Below are 21151 nucleotides of genomic sequence, written 5' to 3'. Positions count from 1 at the left end.
CCTTTAACTGCGGTGCAACGAGGAAACTAGGAACGCTTATTGCCATCGTCTGAGGCAGCAAAGAACGGAGCAACTTGCATTTCCACTCCCTTAAAGTACAGCCATGCAATGAACGAATGGCCTAAGAATTCCCGTTCTTGGGCGACATGGTTACGACCAGATCAAAAAGCAGGCTTTTATCATGCCTAACGCCTGCAATAAGGTGCCCCATACCAAACTAACAAAGCACATTGAACTTCAAGCCAAAAATGCCGAGTATAATGGGTCACCTTAATTGCTTTGTTATGTCACTGTTGGGTGGCGATATACATGCCAAGTTTGGTCACCACGAAATAGCATTTCCTTTTCAAAGGTTGCTCCCAATGCATAAGCTAAACCAATAGAGTTGCCATTTTGTGAATGAATAAAACTGATAAGACTTATCTGAGGTATATATTTGCTACCGATTCTTTGAACAGCTTGAGCTGCCTCTTTAGCAAATCCAAAGCCCCAATACTTTCGAGCTAATGCCCACTTGATTTCTGGCTCTGGCCAATGAGCTGGATAGAAAAAGCCCACTATACCCAATAACTCGCCTGTCTTCTTCAGTTCAACAGCGTAAGGGCCATATCCCAAACGTTCCCAATGCTCTGCTATACGCGAGACAACGCTTTTTGCACCTTTTCATCAAGAGGCTCAACAAATGTATACTCGACGGCTAGTGGGTCAGATAAGTATTCTAGTAACCCAGACCAATCACTTTCTTGAAACTGTCTGAGAACAAGTCTATTTGTTTCTACCTGTTTGGGAACCAAATTTTTCAATACGGTTTCTCCATTGACCGCCTCTTTGACATAACGCCTGCGATAAGGTGCCCCACACCAAACTAACAAAGCACACTGAACTTCAAGCCAAAACCGCCGAGTGTAATGGGTCACCTTAATTGCTTTGTTATGGCAAACTCAACAAACCTCAGTTACTTACCAGATACGCTACCGCTACAGATAAATCCGCAAAAACGCCAGCCAGTTTACCTTACCGATAAAACCCTTTCTGAACTTGATACATAACTTCATGAACCCACAAACAAAATCAGTGGCAACTTGGCAAAGAAATGCTCTTTACTTGCAGATTTAAAGCGGAAGCTTCGGGAAATATTGCAAATAGTTGGAACTTGATAACCAGAAACCAATTTTGACCGTTCTCGTTCGATGATGTTTCAGGTATTTCTGACAACAAACACAGCTGGTAAATCAAGCGTGCTGTGGACAAAACCAGCCAAATTCACAGTTCGTTATACCGAGAAGCGTTAAATCATATCGCCTGAAAAGAGCGACTTTATAGCCGCTAAGCTTGACCCGAAAACCTTGCAGCAAACACCCGTTGCCTGTGCTTTATATGCCATAACGCCTGCAATAAGGTGCCCCACGCAAAACCAGCAAAGCGCACCGAACTCCGTACCAAGACTGCCGAGTGTAACGGGTCACCTTAATTGCTTTGTTATGCCTCAGTCATTGTAAAGTTAACTTGTGCACCGGCTGGAATATCTTTGATTTGATAATGGATTTGACCTGACATCGAAAAGTAAACCTCAATGTCCGTAAGTTCATAATTTTCTGCTTCATATTCCCCACCTAAAACTGGAAATTGCTTAAAACCATAAAGCTTACCGTCCACCAAGTTCACACCAAGACTTTTCAACTTAGCCACTACAGGAACTAAAAACCACTCATTAACTAGCTTATTATCTTGGAGCTTTGACTGAAAATCCTCATATGAGTCTGCTACCTTTTCTAATTCTCCACTACCAGTAATTAGCCAATGTATTTCACCTGACTCTGTTTGTAAAAATGCATCACCTACTGAACTGATCAATATTGGCAAAGCTGAGCCAACAAGCCACTGCCAATCTTCGATTAAACTTTCTCGTTCAATATGATCAAACTTAATGGTTAGATCATTCCATGTTAAAGACATATTTTCTCCTTTAGGCATAACATTATATTCTACGAAACCTGTTCGCTAATTCCGTTCATATATTCTTTTCGTAATCTCCGACAGCTCTTGAGAAACACAAATCCCAATAAAACAACCACTCACATTTCAAGTTCACAATAACAACCTCAGATATACCGACTTGAGTTCGCATATCCAGCTTAGGACGTAACTTCACATGCAACTGATGTATAAGTATTTTTCATCTCAATGTGATTGGTAATCAAAATCACCGAACAAGTTTCTGAAGATATTGAACAAGAGGAATTTGTTGTCTAGCCTAAAGCAAAACAACTGTATGGATAACCAGTTCAATGAAAGATATCCCTCAACCTTTATCAGCGATTAATAGTAACTTTATCACAGAGCTAACATCATTCATTCGGGTACGTGGACTTTCGTATTCGACAGAGAAAACATACATACATTGGATTAAGCGGTATATTAACTTCTGTGGTTACCAATCTCGACAAGACATCTCTTCTGCTGACATCAGCCGCTTTCTTGAGTATTTAGTAGTTGAAAAAAATGTCTCCCCCAATACGCAGAAAACAGCCCTGAATGCTGTTGTTTTTCTTTGTCGAGAACTGCTTAAGCAAAATACTGAATCCTTGAAGTATAAAAGGTCGAAGAAAGGCCCCAAAATCCCTGAAGTATTCACCCACCATGAAGCAATCACTGTAATTAACGAGCTAGCCGAGCCAGCCAAGTTAGTCGCGCAGCTTATGTATGGTAGCGGACTACGGATCAATGAAGCACTCAGACTACGAGCTGCCGATATCGACCTGGAAACGCATTCTATAACAGTTCGAAACGGGAAAGGAAACAGAGACAGAAAAACGCTACTTCCTAGTATGCTTGTCAGATCTATTAAGCAGCAATTGGATTTAGTCAGAGTTCTACATGATAGAGATTTGGATAAAGGGTTCGGCGAAGTCTACATGCCCTACGCACTGGCTCTTAAATTTCCGACACAAGCTAGAGGTTATGGTTGGCAGTATCTTTTTCCTGCTTCTAAGTTAACTGTTGATCCGCGCTCTGGAAAGATGATGCGTCATCACATTACTGATCGTACGGTTCAAAAACATGTCATGAGAGCAATTCATAAGGCTAAGATTATCAAGAAAGCTGGTTGCCACACGTTTAGGCACTCTTTTGCTACCCGGTTACTTGAAAAAGGGACAGATCTTCGAAACATTCAAGAATTACTCGGTCATTCAGACATTAAAACAACCCAGATTTATACCCATGTGGCAGGGATACACAAGAGCGGAGTCAGGAGCCCTCTGGACAACTAATCTGTATATAGTCTAAGAAGCAGATACGCTACCGCCGAAGATACTTAAATCCCTGACAAATGCCTAGTTAGAAAGGCAGATCGTACCATGATTTAAGCGTTCAGATAGAGTCAGTTTCATCTTATGCGAACTAAAACAATGAATTAGCGCCGTAATATAAGTTTTATCTATTTATGTGAAAATAAAAAAGCCTTATGTTCATACATAAGGCCTTTAAAAGATCAGCAGATAGCTCAATAGAAGTACTTAATCTAAGTCTTCAACTTCTTCTGCCTCTTTTTCTTCATTCGCTTTGCGCTGAAGCGCTTTACGCTTGTTACGCTCAATTTGATTTTGCACGAACTCAGCTAAAGTCTTCTCTGCCCATTCGGTCGCTTCTGCTTCGGTTGCGAAGCCCGTTTCACGTTTAGAGATAGTTGTACGACGTGCAGTGATCTGTCGAATAATCTCAACCGCCCAGCCATTTCTTTTCTCAACTACGCGGTAATCAAATTTTTTGCCGTTTGCCATTTCATTTTCCTAGGAATAACTCAAGGTGGAAGCACTTGGTATTGAATCTACAAATTCAACGCTCTGGAAAGCACTCCCCCTTTGTAAGAGCGGTATTAGAACACAATTAGTGCCAATAAAGAATGATGAATTACAAATCTAGCTGCCAACGTGCCAATGGAGCTTCTTTGCTGATCCCTTCTCGACCCCATCTATCCACACTATCTACAACCAGTATACGATTTGGGTCAGGCACCAATGACTTCAACAGGTTACTAACCTTCTTTGATGTCAGTAACCATAAGGATTCATCGTTTTTCAGTAGCTCTTCAAGTGCTTGTTTATCCGCATCGGTCCATTCCAGCTCAGGTTGAGTAAATCTCTCGACAACGAATAACTGGTTACCAGAGGCGAAATCTTCAAGCTCTTTGGAGAGCAATATCACTGAATCAATCTCCGCTTCAAACAAGTCATTCTGCTGGCTAGTTATCATCTTTCGAACGTCTAACATCAGCCGTTGCTGGTTAGCTTCTATAACCTTTGCCTGCTCGGGCCATACTCGTTGTAAATCTTGGCTAACAATCGCAGCCATACGGCTCAGATTGGCAGGGTTGAGCCAGGTAAACATCGACGTTGTACCATCATCCAACCGCAAAGCTGCAACGCCTTGTGCTCGTGGAGAGATCGCTTGAGAGGCATCTATCTCAATAATCGCTATGTTCCCCTGACGAGCATGAACATACAGAGGGTCCTGAGGCCAGGTAGAGCCCAATGTAACAACAACCTTAGCATCACGTCCCGCCTTAGCGGTTTGCTCTGCCCCTTTGCCGTTAAACCAGTTCGGCAGTCGCTGGATGCCGTATCGCTTGGGTGGCAAATAGCTGGTTGTAATAGCCGTATCTTCTGTCAGTTCTGAAGCTAGCATGTACGTAACAGGTGTCGCCGTTAGAATATCTTCTGCCTGCACCGAGGCTGAAACCAGTCCAGTAGCAACCAGAGAAGTAAGACAAGTTAACTTGGCTAATTTTTCTTTGAATTGAGTTGTCATTACTTGATCATCCCTTTCGTACAATACGGTAGAAGGTGGCAGTTAAAAAGAGCACAGCCGACACGATAATAATGGCGGCCCCCGATGGTACTGGCAGTTTAAGCTCCATCGGAAGAATGGTGCCAACCAAGCAGCTAACCGTGGCAAGAAGTGCCGACATCAATACGAAATCACCCATGTTCTTGGTAAGTAAACGTGCCGTGGCTCCTGGAATTAGCAATAAAGCACCCACTAAAACCGCACCAATGATTTTCACCGAGGCAATCGTCACCAGGGTGATCATCATGACAAACAAATAATCATAAAAGTTAGTGGCGTACCCTCTCACTCGTGCGATATCGGGGCTGATGCACGTTAACAGAATACGATTGAATGTCGGGATCAGTACCAGCACTATTAACAGGCAACTGAGTGCCAACACCAAGATATCTTGGTCTGTTACGGTCAAAATCGAGCCGAACAGAACGTTTTCCAGCATATGAATATTGATTTTACGCGCGACGTACATCAACAACGCTGCGCCCACAGCCAGTGCCAATGCAAGGAAAACCCCCACCAGAGTATCGTAAGGCACATTGGTACGATTACGGACAAAGTGAAGCAACAGTGCGAAAATCATGCAGAAACTAAACAAGCCGATGATCGGGTTCTCTGGCGGTTCACCCAATAACACGCCCAAGGCGATACCGGTCAATGCCGCATGTCCGACAGCTTCGGAGAAAAATGCCAACCGCTTGGCTATCACCAGAGTTCCGAGTCCACCTAGGAGCGGCCCTAACAACAGCGCAGCAACGACAGCATTTACCATAAAAGCATAAGAGAAGCTTTCACTTAGCCAGCCTGCATCAACGCCTGATTGTGCCCAGTATCGGATAAAGTCCATCATGCGACATTCTCCAAATCGGCAGTATCCGGTTGCGGCGCGCTCGAATAATGGTTGAACAAACGTTCTATTTTTTCTGGTACCAGAACGTCGGCCACCGATCCGCTATCAATGAGCTGACGGTTAACAACATGAACGTGAGCATCCAAACGCCTTACCGCCGTGACGTCATGGTGAACAGCCAGAACGGTTTTCTGTTCCGATACAAGTTCCTTAATCAAAGACTCAAGATAGCGAACGCCTTGTTCATCCATTCCGGTGGTCGGTTCATCAAGGACCAGCAGTTCAGGATTATCAAGCAGTGCCTGGGCAAACAATACGCGCTGCTGTTCGCCTCCCGATAGCTGTCCCATACGGCGATCAGCGCGAGCCGCCATCCCGACTCGCTCCAACTGCGCCAACGCATGGTTCTGCTGTTTAGAGCGGTTACGCCTGTTTGGCCAGAACAGAGGTGTCCGGCTCTGATTCAGCAAAATAAAGTCCATCACGGTTAATGGCAGGCTGGATTCAAAAACGGCTTTTTGCGGTACATAACCAACTTTACCTTTCACTTCTGGCCACTGTATGCTGATCTCACCCGAGAACGGCGTTAAGCCAAGAATTGAGCGTAATAGCGATGTCTTACCGCCACCGTTTGGTCCCATCACAACATGGCATTGGGCTGCGGTGAATGAATGATTGATATTATGCAAAATGGTATTGTCGCCATACTTAAGGCCGACATTGTTCAAACAAATACTCGGGCCCACGATTAGCTACCTTTCTTAACGGCTGCAAACTTCATCGATTCAACCAAGGTGTCGAGGTTGGCCTTCATCTCAATTTCAACCTTATCAGCTTTATACGGGCCATGCGTCATATGTGAGAAGCGGTAAAGCTGAACACCCGTTGCCTTTTCGATGGTATCAACATAGCGGTTTGGCATATTCAGCTCATAGAAAAGCACATCAATACCAGATTGTCGGATCTTCTCGATCGTCTCCTGAAGCTGACTGGCACTCGGTTCGACACCATGAGCAGGCTCGATAACCGCGGCAACATCAATGCCAAATTCCTGTAGCAGATAGCCATAGGCATTATGCGTAGTCGCAACCACCATGCCGCTGGTATCCAAGTCACCCAGCGTGATCATGGCTTCATGTTTGTACTTCCGGAACTTGGTCGCGTAACGACGGGCATTGCTGCGATAATAGCGAGCATTCTCCGGATCTATCTTCGCCATCTCGTTGGCGATGGTGTACACCTTCTGGATAGTCGTCGACAAGCCAACAAAAGTATGGGGATTCACCGCACCATCCCCTACCGACTGGCCGATAGCAGGTAGTAATGGCACATCTTTGTTCGCTTCTATTACCAGCAAATCATCACGGTTTGCCGCCTGAATAACCTTCAAGGCAAAGTCATCATGGCCAATGCCATTGACCACAATCACGTCCATTTGTTTCAGGCGACGAAGATCGTTCGGCTGGGGCTGATAGTTATGCGGATTAAAACCGGCATCAACCAGCGGCAGCACATCAACCTTATCGCCAACAACCGCCTTTACGTAGCTATAGTAAGGCTGGAGAGTAATACCTATGGTGAGTTTTTCTGCTGCCTGAGCCCAGGTTGCTCCTACCAACAGCAATACAGCTGACACTGCTTTTAGTATGAGCTTACTATTTTGTTTTTTAATCATATTTACTATCTGGTTTTGCATATGACTTTTTATATTGCTTGTTACTAGCTGTTTCATAGCGGATACCACTCGCAATTGCCGCAGGATTGGCAAAGTGAGCCTGTTAATGAGGATGATTTTCTTCTTGGGCAGTAAAGACAACCTGTTTCCAGCCGGCATCTATAAGCGCAGCGGGATCTGTCAGGCCTTCAATGGAAACAGAGCGTGCTGTTTCGCCAAAATCCAACCAAACATCAGGCAATGCCTGCAAAGAATAAAGAACAACAGAAGCCGAGCCTTGCTGTTGCTGACGAATACCCAGGTAGGCACCGGAGTCGTTATTCAGCCACCGATGCTGGCCTTTGTGCTGCCAGCTCTTGTCCTTTACAAATGGTGCCAGCCACTGCTCTTCTAACTCGCTGATGGATGGCCAGCTATCAACACCATCAAGTTCAAGGCTATCCTGGCGAATATTACGTATTTCTTCGTGGGCCAGGCGCAAATCGGCTATCATCGCCAACTCCTGAGGCTCAAGCTCTTGAATCAATATTTGATGGGGCGCCAACGCTTGATGTGTTGTTGAAACCTGATGATGCGGAAGCAAGATTGTTGCTATCAGAAGTATGACTGCAATCGACAATGCAACCCACTTCCCTTCACGGCCGCCATCATCGGCACTGACTGATTCACAGATCATTTTTCTGAAATCTCGACAACATCGACCTCAACCGGATTTTCATGCCCTGCATCAAAAACCAGATAGAAGTCAGTGCCAGGCAGCTCAAACTCAGCAATTGACCGCTTGTCTGTTGATACCTTGGCAATCAGGTTGTCATCGTAGTCGAACATATCGACGTTATAATCAACCGCTGAGCTACCGTCGCTGTATCCTGCTTGGCAAACCACCTTGTCAGTTTCAAGCCAACAGCTCATGAGAGGAAAATGCGCGTGTGCCGACGCGGAAAAGAGACCAGGTAGAGAGATAGCAAGCAAACTAGCACGCTTTTTCGTAATTAATTTCATAATTAATCTCAACAGCTTAAATAAGAAAGGAATGAATAGCCTGCTTACACAGGCTATTAAATTACTGAAGAATTGCTTCAAATGTCAGGTGCACATTGACGCTCGAAATATCGGCTAGCGGGTTATCAGTCAGCTCACCTTTGTAGTTCGCTTTCATCAACCAGCGACCTGCCGTGTCAGGAGTAAACGTCACCATCCCCTGCTTGTCACTGACGACATCAATTTGCTCCTGATGGTTGCGGTACAGCGTCCCTTCACGAGTGATCTCGGCAGTTACACCCTGCTGTGGCTCACCGTTATAGAAGAACTGAAACGCCACTTCTTCGCCCTCAACGATATCTGATGGGTGCGTCACCGGCACAAGTTCCAGATATTTTCCCTCCAGCTCAAATGCTTTGGTCGTCGGCTTGCCGACAGTGACATAGGTTTCTGCGCGGGTATAACTAACTTGAGTGATGACATCACGGGCTTTCTCCGGCAGAACCTGGGCACGCTCGGCCTTATGAGCCTTCATCCACTTAACCGTGTCGCGCCGACCTGCTTTATATTTCGTGTAGTAAGATGGAACGTTATTAACGCGTACTTTGTGCGTACCTTCTTCTTCAAAATAGAAGTCAAAAATCGAGCGTCGTTTGCCCTTGGTGACATAAGAAGGGTACTGAATACGGCCATCCGGCATAATGATTTGGCCGGTTTCACTACCTGCCGGTTTGTCGAACACAAAGGTCCCGTGTGACGCTGTCACATCAAAGGTTAACCAATCACCGCCCTCTTTTGATACGGTAAAGTGAGACGGCACTATCCAACGCGGGTGGGCATTGGCTGTTGCCGTAACAGCCATGCCGGCAACAACAGCACACGCTACAGAGAGCGCTTTAATTTTTTTACTCTTGATCATTTTTGATGCTCTTAACTAACGAGAAACTAAACAAATGGAAAATCGAACTCATTTATCGGGCAGATAACTAATCGTTGACGCTGTAATGTAGAGTGATAGTGCCTGTCTCTTCGGTCGGCGCTAGCTGATGAGTAAAACCTGATTCACCGAGCTGTATTTTCTGACGAATATAATTTCGACCTCCGTGCTCACGAACTACTTCGGTATAGAAGGTATATGTCCCCTGCTCTACCCGGTTACCGGCATCATCCAAACCATCCCAAACGAATCGGTACTCACCTGCTGGCCGAGTTGCCGAAGTCACAGCATCGACTAACTCACGATCATAACGGCCGACCTTTCGCCACCAACTGCGAAGATCTTTAAGCCACTCATCTTTACCAATCCAAAGCTGAACTGTTCGGACAGGTTTTCGCTGTTGATCTTCAATCCACACCGCCACATATGGCCGGGCATACATCGAAGTATTTATTACTGGTAATTCAAATTGAATATCCATCGAAGCACTATCAGGAATAGGTTTCGCGTGGGCAGAGAAAGCCAGCGGCAGCGCAACAGAAAGCGCTATAAGCGGCTTGGAAATAAAGGTCATGGGAAATCCTTTTAATACTTAGCTGCTGGCCTTAAGGAACAGCCAAAAAGAAAACCAACAAAGAAACCAATGAGCCCAGTGCCGTCCATTTGAGCGATGTTGCCAAGGTCTTTTTCTTTGGCAACAACAGGCAAACACCCGTCAACACAAAGAGCACCATCAACAAAGCAGTAATATCAATAAACCACTTCCACACTTCGCCACTGTTACGCCCTTTATGGAGGTCATTAAGAACAGCAACAACACCATAATGTGATTTTTCGATCACCGCTTCTTTGGTTGTTAAATCGACAAAGACGGTGGCATTAAAGCCCGGTCCTTTGTAATCAAGTGAAATTTCACCCTCTAGCAGCTCACCCTCCTCAACATCGGTAAAGACCTCCATCGCTGAAGGGGTACCCGACATATCAGCGTACTGTTGCAAGTAGGTAAGAAACCTCTGCTCGCTCGGCACAAAAGGGGCTTTCCCTGACTGTAATAACGAATCAGGTAGCAACAAGGTGAGTTCTTCGACTGCAGGTTGGCTCTTCACAAATAGCTCGGGCCGATTTAGCGTAATACCCGTTACCGAGAAAAACAGCACGATAAGCAACAGAGCCATCGAAATATAGATATGGAGGCGACGCGCCCAAAGCTGAACCGCTTTATTTTTTAGCAGCATGATAGAAAACAACTAACAGTCACAAAATGTTATGTGGCTTAATTTAATTGATAATTGTTTTCATTGGCATTCAATTTACATTGTTTACGTATATACCCAAGCTACCTCAAGATGCTCGTTTGGCTAGGAAGGCATAAAGGCGGGAAAGTGATCAGAAGCGCGGAAAGACGTCTGGAATGCTAAAATAGAAAAAACATAAACAACAATCTAAATAAAAACAGTACGTTGGAAATTGGTAAATGAAAGAAAAAGCGGAGGGAAGCACTGATGACAACTCACCACTGATTGGATTAACTAAAACATTTTGGGGCACAGGCTTTTCAGCACATTGAAAAGCCTGAATTGCCATCACTAGCAGTCGATTTGTTCTGAAAGCCTCAGAGCGTCTTCCAATTCAACGCCAAGGTAACGAATTGTGTTATCTAACTTAGAATGACCTAGCAAGAGTTGCACAGCCCTGATGTTCTTTGTTCTAGCGTAGATCAATGTGGCTTTCGTGCGTCGCATGGAATGAGTTCCATAATAATCAGCATTCAATCCCAATTTGCTAGTCCAATTCCTGATAATTGAACGATAAAACGAGTAGCTTATAGGTTGTTCTTTTCGACGTGTACTTGGGAAAGGGTAACTGTTTGCTTCCAGAGATGCTGAAAAGATCCATCGACTGATACTTTGCTGCGTTCTTGGTGTGATCTCGTAATGCACATCAGTACCGGTTTTCTACTGGACACATTGCACCCTCTCATAAATCACGCCTTGTGATGAAACATCGTATACATGGAGTTTTAGTAAATCGCTGGCTCTCAATTTACTATCTATGGCCAGATTAAGTAGCGCAAGCTGCATCAAGTCGTTTTCAAGTTCTAACCGTGTTCTGATTCGCCAGATTTCTTCAAGCTTGAATGGCCTTTTTATGCCGCTACATACCCCTGATGATTTCTTCCTCATGTTGACCTCCTTTCGAGTGTTATTGGCCAACTAGGATTTTAGGAAAACTAGCATGACGTCCTTGCCATGACAGTCATTGGGACAGAAGTGATTTAGCTCTTCCATTGTACATCTTGGCTGTAAAAAAAGTTCGAGCACTCGCTTTCGGTGTGAAAAGTGCGGATTTCTAAAAATATTCGGTGTAAAAAGTGTAGTTTCTGTAGGCATTACACTGATTCAAAAAGTTCGCCAATAGCACACAAAGGTGTGATGGAATGCTGGCTAAATTGAAATGGGGCAAAAACACGTTAGAGCAATCACTATAACGCTTTCATTTAATATGAGAAAAACTAACGCGGAGGCTTAAACGTTTGTATCTCTGTTTAGTGTTGCGGCAACGCTTCTAGTCGCTGCGGGTCACAATGCAAATCGTTTGAGGAAAAAGCCATTGTTTGAAGCATTTTACGGAGTTAATCCGCCCCCTGCTTCATCAGGAACAACTACTCGTCACAGATTAAACCGAGGTGGGTTCCGCAGCGCCAATAATGCTCTCTGGACTGGAGCAATGGTAAGAATGCGAGATAAAGGACGGCAGAGGAGTTATCAAACAAAAAAAATTACACGAAGTTTAAAGCGTTATATCGCGAGAGAGCTATTTCCCCTGAGTCTAAAGGATCTAGCTGTACTGGCTTGACATAGGAGCGTCTATACTCTTTTGGATCTCATCTTCTGAAGCTTGAAGACGGAATGGATACCTGTGGCTGGCTACCGAGGTTTTACAGAAGCTCAGAAAGAGTTCACACGATACATTATTGGCTCTTGCAGCCAGCTCTGGCTACACCACCTAAAATTTAAAAAATTCTCTGGCAAAAATAAAATGTATCAGGTTGGGTTGATGAATCTTTGAATAGTAAGAAAGATAAGTGGGCTGAAAAATTTTTAGATCATGCGTGCTATATTTTGAAGTTAAAGAGCCGTAGCGTAGATATTAAAGATTACCTTTGGATATGAAATGAAAACTAATAGGCTTTTAATTAATCTGGTTTTACTAGCACTTTTGATAGTGAGTATGAAAATCCAAGCAGAACCCCCTTCCCAGACGGATGAACTCTATAAGGCTGCGTTAGCTAGTTCAGAAGGTCAAGCTTGGACTCTAGAAGCATGGCGAAATCGTCTAGGAGAAGATTCCAATTGTATTCAAGGAACTGATTGGATCTTCTACGCAGATGGTAGGCTGATCAAGCGCACTTGTGATAATGGTCAAGTTAGAGAGAAAAAACACAATTGGTCTATGTCATCAAAAGCATCAGGGCCGGTGGAGTTAACTATCGATGAAAATGTTCATTGGATAGAAATACTTACAGATAAAATAAATGAACCTGGATTACCGCCTACAGAAGTGTTGATAGCCAAGATCCAGGAACATCGCGTGTCTCCAGAGAAATCGGTAGAGCTATATGAGCTAAGACGAACAAATGACTAAAGGGCTTGAAATGGCAGAAAAAGAATTGTCTATAAGTGAAGAAAATTACCGAGCTTGGGATGTTGTTATTAAATGTATTGGAATATTGGGGGCCATAGTAAGTTTTGTTTGGGGGGTTTACCAATACGTGGAGACACAAGCGGAGGTCGTAAAGGTTGAGCAAATAGCAAGAGATAGAGCTTTCGCTCAAGAGTTATTCAAACGACGTGTCGATGAATACCAAAACATTGCTATTGCTGCTGGAAAGTTAAGTGCACCATCGTCCCAACCTGAAGAGCTTGAAAAAGATATTAGGAGTTTTGAGAGATTATATTGGAGTTCTCTTGCAACGCTTCGATCCGATGAAGTAGTTAGGGCGATGGATTATCTTCGTAGCGGCATTGAGAACTATCAAAGTGGAAGATCGATGCTGGGTGATAAAAAGCCTGAAGATCAACTAAAAGTCCGAGCTAGAGAACTAAGTCGAGCATTACGCAGAGCTATTGAACAAGAGCGGGTGAACTTGGCTTTAAGTCCTATGATGGAGAATCCGCAACTGGAGAACTCTAAATGATAAGGATATTTATTCTATTAATTGTAGCAGTTAGTACACAAAGCTATGCAGAGCCTGAACAAGACTTAATCTTCCTTTCAATCGGAATCGAGAATTACGCGAGGCTGGGCGAGCGTGCTAAATCACCAAGTGCGAAAGAGTTCTCTAAGCCCCCATCAGGAAGACATTCTGCCAGCCGAATGGCATATCGACTGGCTCAGCGTGCTAAGTGGGGCCTGGAGTTGAGAGATGATGCTGTCCATTTTGTTACACGAGAGAATATATGGAGTGCGGTGCGAGAGGCATTATCCAAAGCTAAGGAATACGACAACCCTTTATTGGTTCTATACTACAATGGACACGGTTTAGGAGAGGGGCTTGGTTATGGTCATTTTCTTATTCCGGGAGACTTTGTTGGCCCATATCCTTTTCAAGACTTAGTAGAAGCAGATGAGCATCAGGTTGTTAGTGCTCTGGGCATTCTTGAGCTGATCGACAAAGCTGGAATACCCTCATTGGTTTTGCTTGATACATGTTATGAAGCTGATGATCAGCGTTTTGAAGATACATTGGTTCCAGAAATTGAGTCATTTGCTAACGATGTCGCAAACATATTAAAAGCAATGAATAGTAAATACCCTGCTGTAACTGCCTCAGAACCAACATCTGTAGCTGAATCGATCACCGATCCAGAGCCTCGATTATCTCATAAAAGTGTAGGGCCTTTAGCTCGAAGGTTTTTAATAGCTATTCAGGGGTTCGGAGCAGGTAATATTCAAATTCGTGAGCTGGTTGCTCAGCTTCAATCTACATCGCTGGATAAAGAAACGAAAAAGGCAAGAGTTCAGCCGCGAGGCTACGAGTGGGTGGGCATGCTTCCAAAGGAGAAGCAACCTATTCGTTTCATTCACCGGCTGGGCACAGGCACTACAGCTAACGTTGAACTATTAGATAGAGTGATATTTGAAGAACAAGAGGAGGCTGAACAGGGTTTAGGAACACACTTTGCCCTTAGTGAACAACCAACATATGCAAAAGTTGCTCTTAAAGCGAATTCATTTGGTAACGGTAGGCCTGCTTCGTCTGGCCAAGTTAATGATGAAACAGATCTTGTCTTTACTACCGCTCTGAGAAATTCTGCTGATTTCGTAACAGCAGATTCAGACGTATCTAGCTTTAGCTATGACTTTCCTATGAATATGGTTAACAATATGACCAGTGAATTTGCTCTGAGCGAGTTCGACCGCTTCGATGATAAGCCGGGGCTTGGCCTAAGTTTCCGGGGAACTACCTGTGAGGTCACTAAAGGGAAAGCTAAAAATGTTGTTGCAACGTTCGAGAAAGGGGTCTTGCAGACGCTTGCCATGGACTTTTCGGTCATTTGTGCTAGTGGTTTAGTAGCCGAAGGAACAATGGACGTTGTTTGGTAGTTATGGATTATAATGATGATTGATCTAAGTGATTATTTTTATTTGGGTTTCATGAGTAGTGAGATTTCATGGTGGGTAGGTCATAGAATATGAGATTTTTACTAGTGTTTGAAATCTCATAATCCTTGAACTCCCTCGTAATATAAGAGGGTCTTAGTTCACCAATTATGAGATCCCACAACAATCGAGGAGATCTTTTTTGCATCTTCTAAGATATTGGGCAAAGCACGATTGATAACTTTGCGACCAACCGGGAGCGTAATTCCATAGTATCCGCCCCATTAACCCCACATTCAATTAAGCTGACACGAGATTTATGATCCTAGCTCCATCAAATCAGGAGAAAGGATCATGGCCAATCGACGTAGCGACCAGGAATGGCTGGCAATATTCCAGCAGTATGAAAGTAGCTCCCTGACTCAAAGAGAGTTCTGTCGACAGAATAAAATCAGCACTTCCACCTTCTTTGCTAAGCGACGCCTGCTGCAACTCTCCAGTGAAAACCGTCAGAGCGGATTTGTCCGCGCTGAAGTTGTTGAACAAACCACTCATTACCAGATAGCTAAACCTGTCGCGGCGAATATGACGCTCAGCATCAATGATATCGAGCTAAGCATTCCGCAAGGTACACCTGTGGGTTATCTGGCAGAGCTTATTGGCGCTCTCCAGTCATGAAAGGGTTAATCAGTCCTCCTGCCATTTACCTGTACCGTGAGTTCGTTGATTTCCGCAAATCCATCAACGGACTGGCGGCACTGGTCGAATCCGACTTGTCTTTAGACTCAGGGGCGCTGTTCCTGTTTACCAACAAACAGCGCGACAAAATGAAGGTGCTCTACTGGGATAAAACAGGCTTTGCACTTTGGTACAAACGCCTGGAAAAAGACAAGTTCAAGTGGCCATCCAGGGAGCAACATCAGGTCTTTACCCTCAGCAGTGAGGAGTTCGAACGCCTGCTTTCTGGCTTCACGATTATCGGCCATAAGTCCATAGAAATACATAGCTTTACAATGAGTTAGCCATCAAAAAAGTTAGATATATCGGGCAGTTACGAGCCATTTTCAGTATAATGGACGCCATGAAAAAGACGCCCAACATTAACCCTGACAGTCAAGATGTTGCCGCGCTTCAAGCGATGGTTAAAGCCCTGATGGCTGAAAAGGCATCGCTTCTTGAGCAGTTTAAACTGGCTATCGACCGCCAGTTCGCCAAACGAGCAGAAGCCCTCAAGCCATATGATGAAGCACAGGGCGATCTGTTCAATGAAGTGGAATGCGAAGCTGCTACTCCTGATGAGCAAGAAGTTGTTACGACCACAACCACCAAAAAGGCGCGTGGTAAACGCAAGCCGCTTCCTAAAGAACTGCCACGAGAACGTATCGTTCTGGACTTGGCTGATGAAGAAAAAGTCTGCTCATGTTGCCAGCATCCGCTGCATAAAATCGGTGAAGATAGCTGTGAAAAGCTTGAGTTCACGCCTGCTGTATTAAAAGTATTGGAATATGTCCGTCCTAAATACGGATGTCGTCAGTGCGAAAAGGAAGCGGATAAGGTCAGCATCGCACAAAAGCCTGCACCAGCAAGTCTTATCCCCAAGAGCTTCGCCACTGAAAGCCTGCTGGCCAACATCATTCTTGGTAAATACCAGTACGCGCTACCGCTTTATCGCCAGGAAACCCTGTTTAAGCAATCGGGTATTGAGCTATCCAGAACCACCATGGCTCGCTGGGTGATGCAGGTCAGCGAACACTTTACTCCGCTTTATCAGTCGCTACAATGCACCTGCTGGAACAGGTAGTGGTTCAGGCAGATGAAACGCCACTCAATGTACTGAAAGAAGATAAACAGTGTTATATGTGGGTTTACTGCTCGGGAGCAGACTCCCCAGAAGCCACACTGAAAGGTGTCAAAAATATCGTCTTGTTCGACTACCAAAACGGTCGTTCGAGGGCATGCCCTGTTGCCTTCCTTGGCGAGTACGACGGCTATCTACAAACGGATGGCTATAAAGCCTATGACGGACTGCCGAAGGTCAAACACCTGGGTTGCCTGGCCCATGCCCGCCGTAAGTTCATGGATGCCAAGAAGCTGCAAGGTAAGGGCAAGACAGGAAAAGCCGATGTCGCTCTGGCGAAAATCCAGAAACTGTATGCGCTGGAAACGCGCCTGAAAGGTAACACTGCTCAGGAGCGATTGGCAGAGCGGCAGAAGCTGGCGAAGCCAATGCTTGATGACCTGCATAAGTGGCTGACATCGCAGAAAGTGGTGGGCTCAAGCCAGTTGGGTAAGGCAATTAAATATACGACGGGTCAATGGCCGAAGCTGGTTCGATATGTGGAAGACGGCCATCTATCCATCGACAACAATCGGGCAGAACGTGCAATCAAATCCATGGTTATCGGCCGAAAAAATTGGCTTTTCGCTGATACCCCGAAAGGTGCGGATGCCAGCGCAATGCTCTACAGCATTATTGAAACGGCCAAAGCCAATGATCTTATCCTTTACGATTACCTCGTCCAGTGTATGAAAGAACTGGCCAAGCCTGATCCAGATATCGAATCACTTCTTCCCTGGAACTTCTCACATTAATAATGCGCCCGTGGGATCATGGGCCGCTTACAAAAAACTTAACACACGAAACTGGCGAACTTTGGTTTGAGGTACACTGGCGAGAACCCGAACTTGTTGGTGATGAAATTCAGTACGATTGGAAGAGCGAATTAATTCCCTTCTCTAAGCTAATTTTCCACGATTACTATATGAAAGCATACTTCAATGATGTAGAGACAAAAGAAGGTGAACTCAAAGCCCAGCTACAAGATAAAAAACGCGATCACTATGAGGAGTATTGCTCCTTCTGTCGAGAATCAACACCAAGCAAACATGTTGCAAACTACAAACTATATTCGAATTGTATGTCGCCCAAGTAGCTCACCTCATTAGTAATTTCTTACTCCATATATTGCTAATACAGGAGTATATCTACCTTTCGGACAACCTCTAGTATCACGAGCAATCAGAGGTTGACGCACTGAAAGTTGCTTAGGGAAGAAGACCAAAAATGAAACTTTATGATCTCATACTTTGGTTCTAGCATGTTTTCTATAGCCGACGTGAGACTCTAGTAGCTTAATATCATAGCCAAAATATTCCATTACCACGTTTTGTAGATCGCTTATACTGATGTTGGGGACTTCCTCGTAGCCACTGCTACTGTATATCTCTAACTGGGTATCACGAATAAATAAAAATCGCTGGCCAACGATCATTGAGAATCGTAACTGGTTGCTAAATGGGTAGGTAATGTTGGTGGAAAAGCGGTTTGCTATTCCTTGCCGGATTTCTGCCTCTGGTTTTGCTGCAATATCTATTTCCATTTGTTGCTTTTCTACGCCACGTTTAAGGTGGTAAATCGTGATCACACCATTTTCTATTTCAGTCCTATAGCGCATTCCGTAGCACTCATACACAATGGGGGTTGCTGCTGGGAAGAGTTGAATGGATGGCCATCCATTGCCGATATCGGCAAAGTAACGCTGATTACCAATCTCAAGCCTTACCAACCGGTGAATATCTTGCCCACCAATGCGAGCAGAATGCAAGTGTGCATCAAATCCTGCTACTTTGGCTGCCTCTAAGTAGCTTAGTGTTTTGTCCGAGCAGGTGCCACCATATGCCGTTGTGGTGGGTTGCACATTGTTGAGTAGATAGAGGTTGTGAAATGGTTCTTGCTTGAATTTGTCTAGCAGTATCTTTTGGGCTAATTGTACTGTCATCTGTGAGTTGCCCCGCGTTTAGCAATGGCAGTATCAAACGTTGGATAGCTAAAAAAGTAAGTGTTGTCGGCATCGTGTGTAAATGTCCGTTTCCAAATTTTCTTAAGCTCGGCTATTTCCGTATTGCCGTTGCGGGTTAAATAGTCCACCAGCAACTTGCGTATGCCACTGCCTACATCGAATGAGGTTTTTTTGCGGGTAGCGATTTCGACAGGCAATAAATCCCCAAAGGTATTCCTAAGTGCCACTTTATTGCGACCAGGTAAATAGAACTCTTTGTGCTCCAAAGTATCAGCGATACACTTCACCACACGATCTAAATATGGGCAACGAGCTTCAATACTATGCGCCATACTGCATTTATCTAGCCGACGAAGTTCGGTAAAGCGCATGTCGATTATCAGGTTAGTACGTGTTGTTTGCCATTCTTGTTCTGATAGCTGATCGTGGTAACCAGCAAATAGCTCATCCGCTCCCTCACCGGTTAGTACTACCTTTAAACCTTCCTTCTGTGCAGCTTCAGCTAATAAGTAAGTTGCCAAGCCATTACTTATTACCGATGGGTTATAGCTTTCAGTTGCGTAAAGCACTTTAGCAATCAATGAGGGTAGCTCTTGCTCTGTTGGTAACGGAATATAGCGAACTTGGCTTAACCCTAAGTGCTTAACGAGTCTGTTAACCATCGCGATATCGGAACTATCTGGGCCGCCAAGTGCAAAATAAGTGATATCCTGGCAGTGCTGATTAGCTAGTGCTGCAATAATTGAACTATCCAAGCCGCCACTCAAGAAAACGCCGAACTGCTGTTTGGGCAAGCGTTTAATAACTGCTTGTTCCATTGCAACAGCCAGACTAATCGCTTCCTTGGCTAGCGGTTGGTGCTCTGCTAATTGCGTTAGTTTTCCTGTAGTTAACTCTAACTGACTTATACCTAGCGGCACTTGCTCAAACCACTCGATGTTATGTAACGCTTTGAGCTCACTTACAACAAATATGTTACCGTTGGCTTGACCATAAAATAACGGTTTTTTGCCTATGTGATCGCGTAATAAGTAAAGAGTGTGGATGCTAGGTTGATAGATGACGCCTGAATAAAAACCGTCTAACTCTGACAGCACTTGGTTACCTAATTGAGCAAATAGCGGTGCAATAACATGTGTATCACATTGACTATTCAGCACTAGGTGATGTTGTTTAATAAGTGCATCAGCATTGTAGATTTCGCCGTTAAATGCCCCTATCAATTCACCAGCTTTATATGGTTGACGACCTGCGATGGTTCCATCGTTAATCGCCAAGCGTACAAAGCCTATAGCTAATTGACCGCTGACCCAACAGTGTTGGTCATCAGGCCCTCGATGAAAAAGCCGATCTAGGGTCGCTGGCATGCTTTGTTCTGCGGTGTCACCATAAAGTAACGCTATTCCGCACATAGTTGTGTCTCTTTACTATCTCGTAACTGGCTGCGCAATTGCACTAACAACGCACCTAATCGGTTTAAGCCAGTGCCATCTTCTGCGTCGCCCCAGTAGCTGTCATTGCGTGTATGTTCGGCTATATTACGTTGCTGTGTTGATAACAATAACTCTTTAAGCTCAGGGTGCTGAGTAAATTTAGCTGCAAGCGCTTGCCACATCACCTTTTCTTTTACGTTGTGCCAGTTAGGTTGGAGATGTTGTGATTCCAGCTGGTTGGCTATTTGTTTGGCTAACATCGGGCTCGCAGCAGAGCGTACACGCTCTTGTAGTGCAGGATCACTAAACTTTTGTGCTTGATAAAAGTGCTCAGTTGTACGCCAAATTTTGTCATACAGATAAACGGCATGCTGCGAGAAGTTAGAAAACTCCCCCCAGGTTTGGTCGGAATGATAAAAGTGAATTGAGCTGGTATTGTCATGTTCGAGGCCCAAAGGCAGATAGTGGCCCAGTTTGTCATTTTTACTCTGCAAGTAGTCGGCGTTTTCGTGGCGTACTTGTGGGTGGGTATTAACGACTTCTACTGCGATACCTGCTTGTTCCAGTGCACGTCTTTTTCGAGGGTTATTTGACACTAATCGCACTTGTTCTATCGCTATTTTTTTTAGCACTTTGATAGCTGGCGCGTAGTCGCGAATGTCTTGTTCTAAACCCATCGCTTGAAATGATTCAACGGTATCTAGTGCCTCGGTTTGCATTTTATATACCGCTTGAATCTTCTTCGAGAGACCTTGACCGCGCCCTTCTTGATGCAAATGAAAAATGATACCGCTTCCATCGTGTGCCATGACTTTCATGGCTTCGCGCAATTGGTCTGCGCAGTCGCAGTCTCGTGCTTCAAATACCTCTGAGGCCAAGCAAGAGGAATGCAATCGCACCATTGGCTTACTGCCTAGTTTGTTAATATCACCAAAAGTGACCACTCGTAGCAATTCATTCCCAGTATCGTACATTCTAAATGTGCCATGTGGTGTCGGGAGTTCGCAGTAATTTTTATAAGGCATT

General features: G+C 44.6%; 22 protein-coding genes and 2 pseudogenes. 8 read left to right on the top strand and 16 right to left on the bottom strand.

What is annotated here, in order from left to right; all coding sequences use genetic code 11:
- Nucleotides 1–282 precede the first annotated feature (282 nt).
- Both L4D19_RS16990 and L4D19_RS16985 read right to left on the bottom strand, forming a co-directional pair.
- Nucleotides 283–636, bottom strand: coding sequence for a GNAT family N-acetyltransferase (locus tag L4D19_RS16990; RefSeq protein WP_428453444.1), 354 nt, complete (start codon nucleotides 634–636; stop codon nucleotides 283–285).
- An 843-nt stretch (nucleotides 637–1479) separates the two neighbouring features.
- Nucleotides 1480–1956 (bottom strand): T6SS immunity protein Tdi1 domain-containing protein, encoded by a 477-nt coding sequence (locus L4D19_RS16985; RefSeq protein ID WP_428453434.1) that lies wholly within the window; start codon nucleotides 1954–1956, stop codon nucleotides 1480–1482.
- 332 nt (nucleotides 1957–2288) lie between these two features.
- On the opposite strand from L4D19_RS16985, the gene L4D19_RS16980 reads away from it, so the two are divergent.
- Complete coding sequence (locus L4D19_RS16980; protein WP_428453433.1) at nucleotides 2289–3272, top strand: integron integrase; 984 nt, start codon at nucleotides 2289–2291, stop codon at nucleotides 3270–3272.
- A gap of 246 nt (nucleotides 3273–3518) precedes the next feature.
- Here the strand turns inward: L4D19_RS16980 and L4D19_RS16975 are convergent, their stop codons facing one another.
- From L4D19_RS16975 to L4D19_RS16925, 11 genes and pseudogenes are all read right to left on the bottom strand, one after another.
- A complete protein-coding gene (locus L4D19_RS16975) occupies nucleotides 3519–3782 on the bottom strand; it encodes a DUF3622 domain-containing protein (RefSeq protein ID WP_160653603.1) in 264 nt (87 codons plus the stop codon).
- A gap of 130 nt (nucleotides 3783–3912) precedes the next feature.
- Nucleotides 3913–4809 carry a metal ABC transporter substrate-binding protein gene (locus L4D19_RS16970; RefSeq protein WP_428453432.1) on the bottom strand — a complete coding sequence of 299 codons (897 nt, stop codon included), beginning with the start codon at nucleotides 4807–4809 and terminating at the stop codon, nucleotides 3913–3915.
- A gap of 7 nt (nucleotides 4810–4816) precedes the next feature.
- Complete coding sequence (locus L4D19_RS16965; RefSeq protein ID WP_428453443.1) at nucleotides 4817–5692, bottom strand: metal ABC transporter permease; 876 nt, start codon at nucleotides 5690–5692, stop codon at nucleotides 4817–4819.
- Nucleotides 5692–6444 (bottom strand): metal ABC transporter ATP-binding protein, encoded by a 753-nt coding sequence (locus L4D19_RS16960; protein ID WP_428453442.1) that lies wholly within the window; start codon nucleotides 6442–6444, stop codon nucleotides 5692–5694. Before L4D19_RS16960 ends, L4D19_RS16965 begins: the two co-directional genes overlap by 1 nt.
- The gene (locus tag L4D19_RS16955; protein WP_428453431.1) at nucleotides 6444–7370 is read right to left on the bottom strand and encodes a metal ABC transporter solute-binding protein, Zn/Mn family; all 927 of its coding nucleotides are present in this window, start codon (nucleotides 7368–7370) and stop codon (nucleotides 6444–6446) included. The genes L4D19_RS16960 and L4D19_RS16955 overlap by 1 nt, the downstream gene beginning before the upstream one ends.
- Nucleotides 7371–7473: 103 nt before the next feature.
- Complete coding sequence (locus tag L4D19_RS16950) at nucleotides 7474–8046, bottom strand: DUF6162 family protein (RefSeq protein ID WP_428453430.1); 573 nt, start codon at nucleotides 8044–8046, stop codon at nucleotides 7474–7476.
- The gene (locus L4D19_RS16945; protein WP_428453429.1) at nucleotides 8043–8372 is read right to left on the bottom strand and encodes a hypothetical protein; all 330 of its coding nucleotides are present in this window, start codon (nucleotides 8370–8372) and stop codon (nucleotides 8043–8045) included. Before L4D19_RS16945 ends, L4D19_RS16950 begins: the two co-directional genes overlap by 4 nt.
- A gap of 61 nt (nucleotides 8373–8433) precedes the next feature.
- Nucleotides 8434–9270, bottom strand: coding sequence for a DUF4198 domain-containing protein (locus L4D19_RS16940; RefSeq protein WP_428453428.1), 837 nt, complete (start codon nucleotides 9268–9270; stop codon nucleotides 8434–8436).
- A 67-nt stretch (nucleotides 9271–9337) separates the two neighbouring features.
- Nucleotides 9338–9862: a DUF2271 domain-containing protein gene (locus L4D19_RS16935; RefSeq protein WP_075767252.1), complete on the bottom strand. Its 525-nt coding sequence runs from the start codon at nucleotides 9860–9862 to the stop codon at nucleotides 9338–9340.
- A 31-nt stretch (nucleotides 9863–9893) separates the two neighbouring features.
- Nucleotides 9894–10523, bottom strand: a complete 630-nt coding sequence (locus L4D19_RS16930; RefSeq protein ID WP_428453427.1) for a PepSY-associated TM helix domain-containing protein — start codon at nucleotides 10521–10523, stop codon at nucleotides 9894–9896.
- Nucleotides 10524–10874: 351 nt separating this feature from the next.
- Nucleotides 10875–11471: pseudogene (locus tag L4D19_RS16925) on the bottom strand (tyrosine-type recombinase/integrase).
- Nucleotides 11472–11829: 358 nt separating this feature from the next.
- On the opposite strand from L4D19_RS16925, the gene L4D19_RS16920 reads away from it, so the two are divergent.
- The 7 genes and pseudogenes from L4D19_RS16920 to tnpC all read left to right on the top strand — a co-directional run bounded on the left by L4D19_RS16920 (nucleotide 11830) and on the right by tnpC (nucleotide 17484).
- Nucleotides 11830–12144 (top strand): transposase, encoded by a 315-nt coding sequence (locus L4D19_RS16920; protein WP_428453441.1) that lies wholly within the window; start codon nucleotides 11830–11832, stop codon nucleotides 12142–12144.
- A gap of 318 nt (nucleotides 12145–12462) precedes the next feature.
- The gene (locus tag L4D19_RS16915) at nucleotides 12463–12933 is read left to right on the top strand and encodes a hypothetical protein (protein ID WP_428453426.1); all 471 of its coding nucleotides are present in this window, start codon (nucleotides 12463–12465) and stop codon (nucleotides 12931–12933) included.
- A gap of 10 nt (nucleotides 12934–12943) precedes the next feature.
- Nucleotides 12944–13486 (top strand): hypothetical protein, encoded by a 543-nt coding sequence (locus L4D19_RS16910; protein ID WP_428453425.1) that lies wholly within the window; start codon nucleotides 12944–12946, stop codon nucleotides 13484–13486.
- Nucleotides 13483–14895 carry a hypothetical protein gene (locus tag L4D19_RS16905; protein WP_428453424.1) on the top strand — a complete coding sequence of 471 codons (1413 nt, stop codon included), beginning with the start codon at nucleotides 13483–13485 and terminating at the stop codon, nucleotides 14893–14895. Before L4D19_RS16910 ends, L4D19_RS16905 begins: the two co-directional genes overlap by 4 nt.
- 351 nt (nucleotides 14896–15246) lie before the next feature.
- Entirely contained in the window at nucleotides 15247–15570 is a 324-nt protein-coding gene (gene tnpA, locus L4D19_RS16900) for an IS66 family insertion sequence element accessory protein TnpA (RefSeq protein WP_428453423.1), read from the top strand.
- Entirely contained in the window at nucleotides 15567–15914 is a 348-nt protein-coding gene (gene tnpB / locus L4D19_RS16895) for an IS66 family insertion sequence element accessory protein TnpB (protein WP_428453422.1), read from the top strand. Before tnpA ends, tnpB begins: the two co-directional genes overlap by 4 nt.
- A gap of 59 nt (nucleotides 15915–15973) precedes the next feature.
- Nucleotides 15974–17484, top strand: a pseudogene (tnpC, locus tag L4D19_RS16890) (IS66 family transposase).
- A 488-nt stretch (nucleotides 17485–17972) separates the two neighbouring features.
- Here the strand turns inward: tnpC and L4D19_RS16885 are convergent.
- The 3 genes from L4D19_RS16885 to ybiA are packed head-to-tail and all read right to left on the bottom strand — an operon-like array spanning nucleotide 17973 to nucleotide 21150.
- Nucleotides 17973–18671 (bottom strand): arylamine N-acetyltransferase family protein, encoded by a 699-nt coding sequence (locus L4D19_RS16885; protein WP_428453421.1) that lies wholly within the window; start codon nucleotides 18669–18671, stop codon nucleotides 17973–17975.
- Nucleotides 18668–20059, bottom strand: coding sequence for an asparagine synthetase B family protein (locus L4D19_RS16880; protein ID WP_428453420.1), 1392 nt, complete (start codon nucleotides 20057–20059; stop codon nucleotides 18668–18670). The genes L4D19_RS16885 and L4D19_RS16880 overlap by 4 nt, the downstream gene beginning before the upstream one ends.
- A 32-nt stretch (nucleotides 20060–20091) precedes the next feature.
- Nucleotides 20092–21150: a riboflavin biosynthesis intermediates N-glycosidase gene (gene ybiA / locus L4D19_RS16875; protein ID WP_428453419.1), complete on the bottom strand. Its 1059-nt coding sequence runs from the start codon at nucleotides 21148–21150 to the stop codon at nucleotides 20092–20094.
- Nucleotide 21151: the final 1 nt, after the last annotated feature.

This window comes from Photobacterium kasasachensis (assembly GCF_050336885.1).
Lineage (GTDB): Bacteria > Pseudomonadota > Gammaproteobacteria > Enterobacterales > Vibrionaceae > Photobacterium > Photobacterium kasasachensis.
Note: the sequence above shows the minus strand (reverse complement) of the source record. Positions and strands in the feature narration are given on the sequence as shown.